The sequence below is a fragment of the Rossellomorea sp. DUT-2 genome, from assembly GCF_052665285.1.
This window is the reverse complement of the sequence record NZ_JBQPEO010000001.1, coordinates 278,946-293,607: the sequence shown is the minus strand read 5'-3', so window position 1 is coordinate 293,607 and position 14,662 is coordinate 278,946. Positions and strand designations below refer to the sequence as shown.

Genomic DNA, 14,662 nt, shown 5'->3' with positions numbered 1-14,662 from the left:
CCGGCTGGCTTCTTTTATTTCAATCCAATAATTTTGATCGCCTTTATAGAATTTCTTTTTAACGTGATTTCTTCACCTTGAAACGTTTTTATATCAATGGATGCGCCATCTGCACTGGTTAATACACCACGATATACCCCTTCTTCTGTTTGAAACGCACATGGAAATGGGGCTCTCCCCATTATACTCTGCTGCATATATTCAATTTTCCCATCCAGATCCAGGTCTTTAAATGGAGTAAGTGGTTTAAAGTAACTGTCATATGAGTGTTCCGGCCCTGATGCACCTTGAATTGCTTCTTCACTATTAGAAGTCTCTTTTATAATTGGCCGAGCTTCTTTAGTTTCTCTTTTAACAATCGTATGATACTCAGGCTGCTTTAACCTCCCTAATGGAGCAGCTTCAATCAACTCAGCGCTTTTCCGTTTCATTTCGATTGGCTGAGTGTATCTTTCTTCTTTTTTGGGTTGAACAATACTTGATGAACCTCTATAGACTTCCTGCATGCTGCTTTTCACATCATTCAATCTGGGTTGATGTATATATAATAGTGGCTTTTTCTGTCTATTCAATCCTATCCCTCCTTACATTCTACATTTATATGTATGCAGGAACCGCCTATGAGTTTCATATTAGCAATAGATAAATACTATCTCTACATAACAAAAGAACCCCGGCTGCAGTATGCAGCCAGGGTTGCGTATGTGTCTATTTTAACCTAATACATGATAACCGGAATCTACATGCAGGTTCTCACCTGTAATCCCTCTTGAATAATCACTAAAAAGGAAAACAGCCGTATCACCGACTTCTTCTTGTGTTGTATTGCGGCGGAGCGGAGCACGCTCTTCGATTTCTTTCAGTATGCTGTTGAAGTCACCTACACCTTTAGCAGACAAGGTGCGGATCGGTCCTGCAGAGATCGCGTTCACTCGAATGCCGTGCTTTCCAAGATCGCTGGCAAGATATTTCACACTCGCTTCAAGAGATGCTTTTGCTACACCCATTACGTTGTAGTTTTGCATTACTCTCTCACCACCAAGGTAGGTCATGGAAACGATACTTCCACCTTCAGTCATAAGATCCTTCGCTACTTTAGCAACTGCTGTCAAGGAATATGAGCTGATATTGTGAGCCAGAAGGAATCCGTCTCTTGTTGTGTTCATGTAATCACCAGCAAGCTCTTCTTTATTGGCAAAAGCGATACAGTGGGCAAGTCCATGAATCACTCCGACTTCTTCCTTAATCGTTGCAAAGCATTTTTCGATGTCTTCATCACTTGTTACATCACAAGGCAGCACTAATGAATCTTCTCCACCTTCCAAAGTCCCGGCAAGATCTCTAACCCCTTTTTCAAAACGCTCGCCTGCATATGTAAAGATTAATCGTGCACCTGATTGATGTAAGGAACGGGCAATTCCCCAAGCTATACTGCGTTTATTCGCAACTCCCATAACGACATATGTTTTACCTTTTAATGAAAGAGTCATTGTAATCCTCCTATTTATACATGTTATTAGTACCTGATACTAATTCTACAGTAATACACCATAAAAGAAAAGAAGAATTCCTACAGGATTCGCCTTTTAACTTCTTCGATTTGAACTAAATGCCTTTGTTCATGTTTCCCGAGAAGCTCTAACACTTGCCAAATGGGCATATCTCCAAATCGATGATGGTTCATGGATCGATTTTTCAAAGCTTCTTGTGTGTATAATTCCAGGAAGCGTGAAGTGTATGACCGGGATTCATCTAAGGCTAGAATTAAATCTTCCTTTTTTTGAAACTCAGAAGTTGGTTCGATTGGTGCCTTCAATTTCTTGGATGGATCATCAAACACGGATAAATCAGCTCTATTTTCACATGTTCCTGATTGATTCTCCGCTGCTGACTCGAGTGCCAGTGTTAAAAATCTCTTTTCAGCTCCAGCCAGGTGGAGAACAATTTGAGCTATGCTCCATTCCTCTGGCGAAGGCTTTTCATTCAGCTTCTCAACAGGCACATCCATGAAGCTTTCTTTCACCTTATCTCTAATTTCCATTACCTTTGTTTCCCACATTTTCATGCCCCCCTTTAGTATCTCTCTCTTATTAGATATTAGTGGTAAGAGAGTAAATTCCTTTCTAAAATAAAAATCCCCAAGAAAATTTCTTGGGGATTTGATTACTTCTTAACAATACTCACAGAATTCAAGCTCGCGTTTTAGTTCATCTACATATTCTTTTGAACCGGTGACGATCAAGCGGTCGTTCATGTGGAGTTCTGTATCTCCGTGTGGAACAATGGAATCTTTTCCTCTAAAGATCCGAACAAAGATAACATCTCCTGTAAACGGAAATTTCCGAAGGGTCATACCTTCAAATTGACTGTTCAGCATGCGAATCTCATAAAGCGATGTCTCTTGGTTCGTAAGGATATTCATGACAGATGGTGACTCAATGAGTGCACGCAGTAAGGCTTTCGTTGACAGGAATACAGAATATACTTCAATGTCCTGTTCTCGGAGTGTCTCATGTAAGTCAGGACTCTCTACCCTTACAATGACACGATTCACACCATATTCTTTAGCGGTAACGGCAAGTGTTGCATTGATTTCCTCATCACCGGTTGAGATCACAATGATGTCCGAATCAAAGATGTTGTTCTCTTCGAGCGTATCTAACTCGTAATTATCAATTTCATTGATGGTAAACAAAGAATCAGCAATATTACGATCAGACTTATCTTGTTTTGTATGATACAAGACAGGTTCATAAAGGGAGGAATGAAGTTCCCTTGAAACCGGCATCGTAAGTTGATTCGCTCCCAGGAATGTAATCTTGAGCTTCTTCTCCTTTGCACTTTCCCTCGGGAAGAGCTTTTTGAAGAAAATTGGCGTGATGATACACGTGATCACGGCTACTAATATGAGCGTACCACTCATCTGCGCTGTGATGATTTCCATTCTCTCAGCGATTTTCGCAGCTGCAATGACAAGTGATAACGTTGATGTAAGTAAAAATGCTGATGCAATCGTTGTTTTCGTATCATACCAATACTTTAATAAGTAAACCGGGATGATTTTCGAAACCAGGAAAGCAAGCAGAAGTAATGGAATCAACAGAAGCATCTTTTTATCACTGAGCAGTGAACCAAGATCCAATTCAACCCCTACCATCACGAAGAAGATCGGGATTAAGAATCCATAACCAAAGGAATCAAGCTTATGAACCATTTCCTGATTTGGTGCCAATAATGATACCAGTACACCGGCAAGGAATGCACCTAGAATGTTTTCGGCCCCAACGGTTTCAGACACAGCCACAAGGAGGATGATCAATGTAAAGACCGCTCGTGTGCCGATTTGAACGGTACCTGTCGACAAGCTCTTGATGAAGGAATTGTTCTTCAATCTCTTTGCCAGGAAATATAAGAGCACCCCAACACCGAACAGGATCAGGAGAAGCCACATGTTTCCATGACCTTCACCGTAAAGTGACACGAATACGGCCAGTAAAATCATCGTCACAAGGTCTGCAATAACCGCAACAAGCAGAATGATTTGCCCGATAGCGCTTTTCATGATATGTGCTTCCTTGAGTGTAGGAACCACAACCCCAAGTGAAATAGTGGAGATGATAAGGGTCATTAAGAATGCATTATCAATGAGCCCGAATAAGACGAACAGATAAGACAGGCCAAGTGAAACAAAGAATATCCCGATGAAAATAATAGTCGCTACCTGAAGACGGTTCGGTTCTTCCTTTCCATTCGGTAACCGTTCTTTTTTCTTCTTACCTCCTGAAAAAGCAGTGAAATCAATTTCCAGTCCACTTAAGAACATGAGGAAGATAAATCCAAGTGTAGACAGTGTTTCCAACCACATGTCCTGGTGAACGATGTCAAATCCGCTCTTACCTATTATTAACCCCATAATGATTTCTGCGATGACTACAGGGATAAAATTGAGTTTGAATTTATGCAGCAATATGGGAGTTAAAAAAGCTACAAGAATGACAATAACTAATGATGTAACTGACGCATGTTGTTCCATCTATACCTCCCCCTCTCTCTTCTCTCTATATTAAATAATTCATAAACAATGTCGCTAAACCAAAATAAATTAAAATACTGATAATATCATTTATCGTCGTAATAAAAGGACCTGAAGCGACAGCTGGATCCACTTTTAGTTTGTGCATAAGTAGCGGTACTAATGTACCAGCGAGCGTTGCAACAAATAACGAGACCAACACGGAGATCCCAACGAGAACCCCCAGGAAGAATTCGCCTTTCCATACATAGACCACGATGCTGACGACTACCCCGCATGTAGTACCAGTTATAAGTCCGGTTCCCGCTTCACGTATTACAAGAGACATTTTGTTTTCCTTTTCCAGGTCACCGGTCGCAATCCCTCTAACAGCAACAGCAAGGGCCTGAGTTCCCGTATTACCTGCCATTCCGGCGATCAAGGGTATAAACACTGCAAGAATCGCTACTTTATCTAACGTGGCTTCAAACCTCCCGATTAGGCTTGCGGTGAACATTCCTAGAAAAAGTAATGCAATCAGCCATGGAAGACGCTTCTTGGCAGCATTAAATGGACTTCGGTCGATGGAATCCAAATCGGCGATACCAGCTAACTTTGAATAGTCATCCGATGCTTCTTCTTCCATAACGTCCATAATGTCATCTACGGTAATGATCCCCAATAAGTGATACTGGAAATCAACAACAGGCAAAGCAAGGAAGTCATAATCTTTCATTTGTCTCGCGACTGCCTCCTGATCTTCACTGACGCCTACAGCCATGACACGATCACTCATGATTTCGCCTATCATCACATCATCATGGCTGATGATGAGATCCCTTAGGGAGATAACCCCGACTAGCTTTTTATCATCATCCACTACATAAATGTAGTAAATCGTTTCAGCATTAGGGGCTTCATTTTTTAATATATACATGGCAGATCGGACGGTCTGATTCTTTGATATGGCGACAAACTCAGTAGTCATGATACTACCGGCTGTATACTCTTCATAATGAAGTAACTCTTTAATTTCTTTAGCTGATTCATCATCCATGATCGTTAAATAACTAACTACCTGGTCCTTATCCAGCTCATTTAAGACATCCACCGCGTCATCGGCATACATATTCGATAGCATTTCAGCGGCGTATGTAGGATTCATCTCCGCCAATATATCCTGATAATCCTCTTCATCTATATCCAGACTTTCAAAAAGCTCCGCCATCTCTTCCGGAGACAGATAATGATACAGGCGGCTTCGCAGGGCTTCATCTATTTTTGAAAAAAACTTTGCTTGGTCATAAGAGTGTAAATGGACGAATTCTGAGCGGAATAAATCCAGATCTTCTTCTTGAAGGGCTCTAATGAGAAGGTCTTCATCATACATTTCTTTTTCTTGTTTATCTCTTTCTTTTGCTTGATCCTGGGTAACTTCAGACATCATATACACCCTCCTTCTTATCTTGAATTGTATATAGTCGTAATAATACTAGCAAATCTAAAGACGAATGTCTCTTATGAAATGATAACCATCTTTAATATGGTTTGGGTTATGTAAGGAAGGTGTATTAAAATATGAATAAACATCCCTTCGATATGAAAGACTGAATCATTAATATGGCATAAAATAAGCGAAAAGAAAAGAAAAATGCCACAGGAAAGTAGGTATCCTATGAAAATAGATATAATCGGAGACATTCATGGCTGTTACAATGAGTTCAAAGAATTAACACAAAAGTTAGGGTACGATTGGACATCCGGCCTCCCCGTTCATCCACATGGAAGGCTGCTCGGCTTTGTAGGGGATTTAACTGACCGTGGTCACCACTCGCTTCAGACCATTACAACGGTCTTTCAACTGTTTGAAAAGGGATCTCTTTACTATGTCCCTGGAAACCATTGTAATAAACTCTATCGCTACTTTCTTGGGAATAATGTGAAAATCCTGCACGGGCTTGAAACGACCGTGGCGGAACTGAGTGCCCTTCCCCGGATTAAAAGAGACCGTTACCGGGATATGTTTCTCACCTTGTATGAACAGTCCCCTTTATATCACGTGTTGGATGACGGAAAGCTGATCATTGCCCATGCCGGTATAAAAGAAGAACTGATTGGAAAGCAGAGCAATCGGGTGAAAACATTTGTTCTGTACGGTGACATCACAGGTGAGAAGAATGAAGACGGTACGCCGGTCAGAAAAGATTGGGCTTCGGATTATAAGGGTGACGCTTGGATCATTTATGGCCACACCCCGGTAAAAGAGGCCCGAATCGTTAATAAGACTTGCAATATTGATACAGGAGCTGTGTTTGGCGGGAAGCTGACTGCTTTAAGATACCCTGAGATCGAAGTGGTGAGTGTGGAGTCGAGCATGCCCTTTGTAGAGGATAAGTTTCGGGAGTTTGATTGATGTGTAGTAGTGCTGGTTCCCCCTCCAAACAAAAAAGAGATTCTTTTCAGTTCAACCGAAAAGAATCTCTTTTTTTCATTGTCTTTCAAGTAAAATCCGCATATCCCGAGGTATCACAGCCTCCAAGTGCACCCATTCTTTTTTAACAGGATGAAAAAAAGACAGATTCTTACAATGAAGTGCCTGCCTTCCTATCAACGCCACACTGCCTCCATACAAATCATCTCCTGCAAGTGGGTGGCCGATAAATGACATGTGAACCCTGATTTGGTGGGTTCTCCCTGTTTCCAATCTCAATTCAATATGAGCGAAATCCTGGAATTGCTTTTTCACTCTATAGTGTGTCAGTGCATACCGGCCATCCTGCCGCACTTCTCTTTCAATGATACTATCCGCTTTCCGGCCGATAGGCTCTTCGATCGTACCAATGTCCGGGTCCAACCCACCTTCTGCAAATGCTTCATACGTTCTCTTAATTTCCCGCCCCTTCTGCTGAAGGCTGAATAAATGATGAACGTGGCGGTGTTTGGCTATTAGAACAAGCCCCGATGTATCCTTATCTAATCGGGTAACGATATGAACCGTTGAACCCATACCTACCCTCTCATAATAACCGGCTATGGCATTGGCGAGACTTCCTGTCGGCTCATTCTTAGTCGGAATGGTTTTCATCCCCCATTGCTTATCCACTACGAGAACATCCCCATCCTCATATATGATGGACATTGGAATCTCTTCAGCAACTAACGACTCACTCCCTTTTTCTTCAGGGAACCTCATCTCAAGAATATCTCCTTCTGTAAGGTGATATCGGACATTTTCTTCGTTTCCATTAACCGTTATAGTCCCTCCATCAAACTTCACAGCAGTCAGTGTCCGCTTTGAGATCTGCTGATCGATTAGAAACTCTCTCATCAGTTTCCCGTCATAGGAAAAAGGGATAATCCATTTCAATGTATATAATTTCATCGTACACTTCCTAGACTTAAGTCATTCATCCGCCACAAAGGAATCATGCACCCTCTTCCAGAACGGAAACGGACGGAAGCGGGCAAAACGGATTTTCTCATCAGCGACACGATATTGAATGCTCTTCACATCTTTATGAAGAAGGGATAGATGGTCGATGGTGACCAGAAAATCCGGTCCATTCACAGGCTTTAGCATGCATGTATGATGTGCAGGTAAAATCAAAGGTGATCCGATGGTACGAAATACACGATTATTGATGGAAGCCATCTCCGCAAACTGAATAGCTGGAAGAGACGGGTGAATGATTGCCCCGCCAAGCGCTTTATTGTAAGCCGTACTACCTGATGGAGTCGATAAACAGAGTCCATCTCCTCTAAATCGTTCAAAATGCTGGCCCCTGATTTCCACGTCCATGACCAGGGTTCCTTCGACGCTTTTGACCGTCGATTCGTTTAACGCCAAGTAACGGGTTTCTTTCCCTCCATGCTGATAGCGGATGATCGTTTCTAATAATGGGTATTCAATAATTTGATAAGGTGTCTTCGCTATGGCGATCACGAGCTTCTCGATCTCTTCCGGCACCCAATCGGCATAAAAGCCGAGATGTCCTGTATGAACACCTACAAATGCTGTCTTATCTAACCGGGATCTGTAGCGATGAAAAGCATAAAGTAGCGTCCCATCTCCTCCAACCGATATGACGATATCCGGTTGATCATCATCATAAGTTAAATTAAAATCTTGGAGATAGGTCCTCATTTTGTGCATTAATGTATTGGACTTCGAATCACCTTTTGATGTAATCGCGAACTTCATTCGTGTACCCCCTTCAAGTCACTGCTGATTTGGTTAAGAGCTTTTCCCCCGTTGATCCTTTTCCTTTTTGTTTGTAAATATGACTTGGGCTTCCTGAATTTCTTCACGAATCAAGCTCATTTCTTCATCCAGTCTGAATGCTGCTTCAGCAGCGCTTTGAATGCGAAGACGTACTTGCTCGGGAATCTGTCCACTGTACTTATAATTCAAAGAATGCTCTATCGTAGCCCAAAAATTCATCGAAAGTGTCCGGATTTGAATTTCTACCAGAATGTTTTTTTCTCCGTAAATCGTTTGTACCGGATAGTCAATGACAATATGATAGGAACGGTACCCGCTTTGTTTCTTATGGGTCACGTAATCTCTTTCTTCTATAATAGTAAAGTCATTCCGTCCACGAAGCTTTTCCACTACCACATGAATATCCTCCACGAATTGGCACATCATCCTCAGTCCGGCGATATCTTGCATTTCTGTTTCAATATTCGATAGCTTGATCCCTTTTTGATTGGCTTTATCAAGAATACTCGCGATTGGCTTTACTCTTCCAGTCACGAATTCAATAGGAGAATGTGTGTTATGAAGTTCATATTCTCCCCTCATCCCTTTAAGCTTAATCTTCAATTCGTCAACCGCTTGCTTGTAGGGAGCTAAAAATTGTTCCCAGTGATTCATTCTCCTCACCTCTACGTGACTACTTATCAAGAAATATGTTCTCTACCTTTTTAACCATTTCGTCACCGTAGTTCCCATTTCCTTCTATATTGGTCACAAGATAGTCGAGCTCTTCAGTGAATTGATCCAACTCCAAAGAATAATCATCACTCTTTGCAATGACTGCACTCTTATTTAGAAGTGCTTTTTTCAATTCATCCCAGATCGACTCTTCAAGGTATAAGTATACATATTCCTCTTCATTTTCTGCTAAGTATACAAAAGCATAGCGATCGGAGTCTGCAATAATTTGACCAGCTGCCGTTGTCCCTTGCAGGAGTTCTGCTTGGTCGGTATGTAAGTATAATGTACCGTTTTCATATGTTGTGTGTTTAAATTGAACAATTTTCCTCATGCTTTTCTTCATCCTTCCATTAAACAATCAGTATCATTTTAACATAAGACAACCATTTCATCTAAACATTGAAGTTCTCTTTTATTAAAGAGATAATAGAAAAAGGATGCAAGGAGAGGATGCTTGTTATGGCACAGGAAATTGAAATAGAATTCAAGAATTTGGTGACACAAGATGAATTTATGAGATTAATTTCACACTTTCATATAAAAGATGAGGATTTCTCATCTCAAGACAATCACTATTTTGATACGCCGGACTATCAATTAAAGGGTAAACAATCTGCCTTAAGAATACGGGAGAAGAACGGGACTTACACGCTGACCTTAAAAACCCCTTTAGAAGAGGATCTACTAGAAACGAATCAAAGGTTAACAAAGGAAGAGTCTGAATCTCTTTTACATGAAGGGGCATTTCCTGAGGGAGAAGTGAAAGATGTTCTGATTTCCCTTCAAATCCCCACTGGGTCCCTTCATTATTTCGGAACGCTGACGACCAGCCGGGCGGAATTCGACTATAAAGACGGGCTACTGGTCTTCGATAAGAGTTCATATTTACAAAAGGAAGACTATGAGCTGGAATATGAAGTGAAAGAGCGTACATCAGGTGAAGCTATTTTCCTGAACTTACTGGGGGAACTAAACATTCCACTTCGGGAGACGGATAACAAAATCAAACGTTTTTACCTGGAAAAATTAAAAAAGGATTGACGATTACCGATATAGTATATGAATAAAAGTCTTCCAGAAGAGGAGTTATACTCATGAATGTTCAGCAGTTGAGAACGATGATGGAGTTACAAGCTTTAAACAGCTTGGGTTCAGTATCTTCTGTTCAGCAAAACACTGGCGGGTCCAGTGATCTATTTCAACAACTATTAAATCAGGCACTTCACACTAACCAGAACCATTTAAATATGAACCAGACATTAGGGGCCGTTAAAGAAGCACTGGAAACCAAAACAGCTTTCCCTGTTTCACCTCCTCCTGGACTTTCCGCTTTGAGCGAACCGAACCGGAATGCTCCACAGGAGATTGATGAAATCATCTCCCGAGCGGCCGGTCACTATGGTGTCCCCCTAAAACTGATTCAAGCTGTTATTAAACAGGAGTCCAACTTCAACCCTAATGCAGTCAGTCATGCAGGTGCGACCGGGTTAATGCAGCTCATGCCCAGTACAGCAAGGGGGCTTGGCGTAAACAACATCTTTGACCCGGAAGAAAACGTATTCGCCGGAACGAAATATTTAAAGCAGATGCTCGATAAGTACAATGGGGACGTTAAACTGGCTCTGGCAGCCTATAACGCAGGTCCCGGAAATGTTGATAAATACAACGGCATCCCACCGTTTAAAGAAACCACTGCTTATGTAAAAAAAGTGACCGATCGCTATTTCACATGACCCCTCAAGCAGGCTGACCTCTACTTCCAGGTCAGCCTTTTCTAATATATTTCCCTATTGAGACTTAAGACAAAAACTACAGTCTGATAGTCCTGCCTCCTCTTAAATCCACCCGCACCACCCCCACAAAGTTCCCGGAATCGGGATAGACATCACAAAAAAGGCTACACTAATTTTGAATAATAAGTTGATGTAAGGCTATTTGTTTGAGATATAAATAAATGCTTGCTAGAATAAACATACAATCTAAGTAAAAAGGAGTCATTCTTATGGTCGAGAAACCACAAATGCCTTATAATCTTATCGGCGAAAAGAAACTCTCCATGCTCGTTGAAGCTTTTTATAATAAAGTAGCGAATCATCCCGAGTTAGCACCAATATTCCCTGATGATTTAACCGAGACAGCTCGCAAACAAAAACAATTTCTAACTCAATATTTAGGTGGTCCTGCGCTTTACACAGAGGAGCATGGTCACCCCATGCTGCGCGCAAGGCATCTCCCATTTCCTATCACGGAGGAACGGGCGAAGGCTTGGTTAAGCTGTATGCATGAGGCAATGGATGAAGTCAATCTAGAGGGTCCAGTAAGAGATGACTTTTTTCACAGACTCGTATTAACCGCCCATCATATGGTGAATTCAGAAACACCAAAGGGTAATAGCATTGACTAGAACAAATAGCTGGCATCACCTTAAAGGGTGTGGACATGATAAGAAACCACTGGAAATATATATGTTTGTTGACCCTCTTTGCCCGGAATGTTGGGCTCTTGAACCAATCTTAAAGAAATTGCACATTGAATACGGACAATACTTTCGTATTCGTTACATTTTGAGCGGCCAGCTTGCCTCTTTAAACATAGCCACCAAACGTAAGCAGGAAGATTTAGCCCAGCAATGGGATAAAACAGCCAGCCGTTCGGGGATGTCATGCGACGGAAGCTTATGGATAGATAATCCAATTGATTCGCCCTATCTTGCTTCATTCGCCATTAAAGCTGCCGAGCTTCAAGGAAAGCATTCGGGTATCCGGTTTCTAAGATTTTTACAGGAAAGGTTATTCTTACAGAAACAGGACATTTCCAATATCGAGGTACTCAAGGAGTGTGCTCAAGCCGCCAAGCTTGATTTGAGTGAATTCATGAATGATATCAATTCATCATCTGCGTCCAAAGCCTTTCAGTGTGATGTAAAGATCACATCTGAGATGGAAGTAGAAGAAATCCCTACATTGGTTTTCTTTAATGAAAATATTGAAGATGAAGGCTTAAAGATTACAGGATTGTATTCCTACGAGGTATACGTTCATATTATTGAAGAAATGCTTGGAGAGAAGCCTGATAAGCAACCATTGCCTCCACTGGATGTATTTATGAAATATTATCGTGTAGTGGCATCGAAGGAAATAGCCGTTGTCTATGATTTATCCGTTGAAGAGGTAGAAAAGCAAATGAAGAAATGGACACTTCAGCAAAAAGTAAAGAGGCTCCCTGCAAAGCACGGAACTTTCTGGAAATATATAAGCGATTAATTATTTCAATATATTAAAACAAGCCTATAAACAAGAAAAGCCGATGTTGTTTCCAACATCGGTTTTTCAATACGAACAAAGGGGATGGGAGAAATTTTTCACGGTCAAACAAAGGGGTATATGTTTGCTTGTGATCAACTTCACACTGATAATATATCACGCCCCCACTTGTATTGGCAAGTTGTTTGTATGGTATTTCACAATATTGTCAAAAACCATTCATGTTCCCCTCTCCTCCTTCATATACATGTGTATAAGACAACTTATCACCGGAGGGAAAAGATATGGCACTAAAAATAAAATACGGAATCCTCCTGCTGTTAATCCTGATCAGCTTCTTCATAAACATCCTCGGACTCATGCGCCTTGTTCCGATCTATATAACATCCCCGATCCTCTTTCTTTCACTCCTGCTCTTCTTCCACTCCCTCGGAACCCGCAACCGCTTCAAAGGATTCAAATCAATGAAATGAGGGACGGACCTTTCTTTCGAAAACTCCCCCAAAAATAAACTCCCCTTAGAATACTTTCCTTTCTAAGGGGAGTTTATTTTTAAACCAGTAGGTTCCTGATCTCTATTTACTGTAACTTTTCAAGTAGTTCTTCCATTTCATTCAACTTTTCTTCAAAGACTTTGCAAGCGTCTTCTACCGGCTTGGAGGTTGTCATATCCACTCCTGCTTTTTTCAATACTTCAATCGGATAATCAGAGCTGCCCGCTTTCAGGAAATCAATGTAGCGTTCTACAGCCGGCTCTCCTTCTTCAAGGATTTGCTGACTGAGAGCTGTCGCAGCCGAGAAGCCCGTTGCATATTGATAAACATAGTAATTGTAGTAGAAGTGAGGAATTCGAGCCCATTCCAATCCAATCTCTTCATCAATCGAGATGTCCTCTCCAAAATACTTTTTATTCAATTCATAATATTCTTTTGTTAAGAATTCAGAAGTAAGTGCTTCCCCTTCTTGGGCTTTCTTATGAATGAGGTGTTCAAACTCCGCAAACATGGTTTGACGGAAAACGGTTCCTCTGAATCCTTCCAGGTAATGATTTAATAGGTACAGACGCTTTTTCTCGTCATCAATTGTGTTTAATAGATAATCATTCAATAATGCTTCATTACATGTAGAAGCCACCTCGGCAACAAAGATGGAGTAATGGCCGTACGTGTAAGGCTGAGCACTGCGCGTATAATAGCTGTGAACACTATGTCCGAACTCATGAGCGAGTGTAAATAGATTGTTCACATTATCCTGCCAGTTCATGAGGATATAAGGATTGGTGCCGTATGCTCCTGAAGAGTATGCCCCACTTCTTTTTCCTTTGTTCTCGACAACATCCACCCAACGGTTATCAAAGCCTTCTTTCAGGACATTGGCATATTCTTCTCCTAAAGGCTTTAAGCCATCCAGGATCATGTTCTGTGCTTCATCATAGCTGATGTCCATCTTGACTTCCTTCACTAACGGTGTATATAAGTCATACATATGAACTTCATCCAAGCCTAATACTTTCTTACGAAGCTTTACATAGCGTTGCAGCAAATGAAGGTTTTTATTGACCGTATCAACCAGGTTATCATACACCTGTTCAGGAATATTGTTATTTGATAATGCCGCATGTCTTGCTGAATCGTAATGTCTTACGTTTGCGACGAAATTATCTTTCTTTACTGCGCCACTTAATGTGGAGGCAAACGTATTTTCGAATTTGCCGTAGGTTTCATACACCTTTTTAAACGCTTCTTCCCGTACGCGTCGATCACTGCTCTCCAGGAATCGAATGAAACGGCCATGTGTGATGTCTACTTCTTCCCCGTTTTCATCTTTAATGCTCGGAAACTCCAAGTCTGCATTGTTCAGCATACCAAACGTGTTACTCGCCGCACTGAACACTTCGGAAGCTTGAGCAAGTAATGCTTCTTCCTCCGCTGAAAGAACATGTGGACGCTGGAGATTAATTTCTTCTAAAGCATGCTTGTATTTCTTCAGCTCTTCTTTTTCGTCAAGAAACCCTTGAAGCTTACTTTCCTCAATCGAAAGCACTTCAGGTACTAAGTAGGCAAACTTACTCCCCAACTGTGTATAAAGACTTTTGGCACGGTCATCGAGTCCTTGATAGTATGAATTGGTTGTATCCTGGTCATAGCGCATATGAGAATATGTATAAACCCTACCCATACGTTCCATAATTTCATCTTGGAAGGCAAATGCTTTATAAAGCTGATCTGCACTCTCACCTAAAGTTCCTTTAAACTCATCTGCTTTTCCCGTTAACTCTTTAATTGCTTTGTATTCTTTTTCCCACGCTTCATCACTTTCAAAAATATCTTCCAATCTCCACGTTAACTTCTCCTCTACCTCTTTCCTGCCAGGCAGACTTTTCGTAGCTGTATCTTTTGACATATACATCCTCCATTCTGAAATCTACAGAAAATTCCTTATAGTTAC

At 41.2% G+C, this 14,662-nt stretch carries 16 protein-coding genes; 6 read left to right on the top strand and 10 right to left on the bottom strand.

What is annotated here, in order from left to right; genetic code table 11:
- Positions 1–14 precede the first annotated feature (14 nt).
- The 5 genes from ACOSV2_RS01530 to mgtE all read right to left on the bottom strand — a co-directional run bounded on the left by ACOSV2_RS01530 (position 15) and on the right by mgtE (position 5,402).
- Positions 15–572, bottom strand: coding sequence for a CotO family spore coat protein (locus ACOSV2_RS01530; RefSeq protein WP_428973676.1), 558 nt, complete (start codon positions 570–572; stop codon positions 15–17).
- 141 nt (positions 573–713) lie between these two features.
- Positions 714–1,490, bottom strand: a complete 777-nt coding sequence (gene fabI, locus ACOSV2_RS01525; protein WP_113969974.1) for an enoyl-ACP reductase FabI — start codon at positions 1,488–1,490, stop codon at positions 714–716.
- An 80-nt stretch (positions 1,491–1,570) separates the two neighbouring features.
- Positions 1,571–2,059: a DinB family protein gene (locus ACOSV2_RS01520; RefSeq protein ID WP_428973675.1), complete on the bottom strand. Its 489-nt coding sequence runs from the start codon at positions 2,057–2,059 to the stop codon at positions 1,571–1,573.
- 111 nt (positions 2,060–2,170) lie between these two features.
- The gene (locus tag ACOSV2_RS01515) at positions 2,171–4,033 is read right to left on the bottom strand and encodes a monovalent cation:proton antiporter family protein (RefSeq protein ID WP_397553772.1); all 1,863 of its coding nucleotides are present in this window, start codon (positions 4,031–4,033) and stop codon (positions 2,171–2,173) included.
- 25 nt (positions 4,034–4,058) lie between these two features.
- Entirely contained in the window at positions 4,059–5,402 is a 1,344-nt protein-coding gene (mgtE, locus tag ACOSV2_RS01510; protein ID WP_113970021.1) for a magnesium transporter, read from the bottom strand.
- A gap of 285 nt (positions 5,403–5,687) precedes the next feature.
- Here mgtE and prpE point away from each other — a divergent pair, with 285 nt between their 5' ends.
- Positions 5,688–6,425, top strand: coding sequence for a bis(5'-nucleosyl)-tetraphosphatase PrpE (prpE, locus tag ACOSV2_RS01505; RefSeq protein ID WP_428973674.1), 738 nt, complete (start codon positions 5,688–5,690; stop codon positions 6,423–6,425).
- 75 nt (positions 6,426–6,500) lie between these two features.
- Here the strand turns inward: prpE and ACOSV2_RS01500 are convergent, their stop codons facing one another.
- Genes ACOSV2_RS01500 through ACOSV2_RS01485 form a run of 4 tightly spaced genes read right to left on the bottom strand, consistent with a single transcriptional unit; the run spans position 6,501 to position 9,282 of the window.
- Positions 6,501–7,394 carry an RluA family pseudouridine synthase gene (locus ACOSV2_RS01500; RefSeq protein WP_428973673.1) on the bottom strand — a complete coding sequence of 298 codons (894 nt, stop codon included), beginning with the start codon at positions 7,392–7,394 and terminating at the stop codon, positions 6,501–6,503.
- A gap of 21 nt (positions 7,395–7,415) precedes the next feature.
- Positions 7,416–8,213 carry an NAD kinase gene (locus tag ACOSV2_RS01495; RefSeq protein ID WP_034763479.1) on the bottom strand — a complete coding sequence of 266 codons (798 nt, stop codon included), beginning with the start codon at positions 8,211–8,213 and terminating at the stop codon, positions 7,416–7,418.
- A gap of 33 nt (positions 8,214–8,246) precedes the next feature.
- Positions 8,247–8,888, bottom strand: coding sequence for a GTP pyrophosphokinase (locus ACOSV2_RS01490; protein ID WP_148993405.1), 642 nt, complete (start codon positions 8,886–8,888; stop codon positions 8,247–8,249).
- Positions 8,889–8,907: 19 nt separating this feature from the next.
- Entirely contained in the window at positions 8,908–9,282 is a 375-nt protein-coding gene (locus tag ACOSV2_RS01485) for a UPF0738 family protein (RefSeq protein WP_428973672.1), read from the bottom strand.
- Between the two features lie 128 nt (positions 9,283–9,410).
- Here ACOSV2_RS01485 and ACOSV2_RS01480 point away from each other — a divergent pair, with 128 nt between their 5' ends.
- The 5 genes from ACOSV2_RS01480 to ACOSV2_RS01460 all read left to right on the top strand — a co-directional run bounded on the left by ACOSV2_RS01480 (position 9,411) and on the right by ACOSV2_RS01460 (position 12,687).
- The gene (locus ACOSV2_RS01480; protein WP_428973671.1) at positions 9,411–9,992 is read left to right on the top strand and encodes a CYTH domain-containing protein; all 582 of its coding nucleotides are present in this window, start codon (positions 9,411–9,413) and stop codon (positions 9,990–9,992) included.
- 53 nt (positions 9,993–10,045) lie between these two features.
- The gene (locus tag ACOSV2_RS01475; protein WP_428973670.1) at positions 10,046–10,684 is read left to right on the top strand and encodes a lytic transglycosylase domain-containing protein; all 639 of its coding nucleotides are present in this window, start codon (positions 10,046–10,048) and stop codon (positions 10,682–10,684) included.
- A 269-nt stretch (positions 10,685–10,953) separates the two neighbouring features.
- A complete protein-coding gene (locus ACOSV2_RS01470; RefSeq protein ID WP_428973669.1) occupies positions 10,954–11,355 on the top strand; it encodes a globin domain-containing protein in 402 nt (133 codons plus the stop codon).
- Entirely contained in the window at positions 11,348–12,214 is an 867-nt protein-coding gene (locus ACOSV2_RS01465; protein WP_428973668.1) for a ClpXP adapter SpxH family protein, read from the top strand. Before ACOSV2_RS01470 ends, ACOSV2_RS01465 begins: the two co-directional genes overlap by 8 nt.
- A gap of 284 nt (positions 12,215–12,498) precedes the next feature.
- A complete protein-coding gene (locus ACOSV2_RS01460) occupies positions 12,499–12,687 on the top strand; it encodes a hypothetical protein (RefSeq protein ID WP_113969963.1) in 189 nt (62 codons plus the stop codon).
- Between the two features lie 106 nt (positions 12,688–12,793).
- Here the strand turns inward: ACOSV2_RS01460 and pepF are convergent, their stop codons facing one another.
- A complete protein-coding gene (gene pepF, locus ACOSV2_RS01455; RefSeq protein WP_428973667.1) occupies positions 12,794–14,617 on the bottom strand; it encodes an oligoendopeptidase F in 1,824 nt (607 codons plus the stop codon).
- Positions 14,618–14,662: the final 45 nt, after the last annotated feature.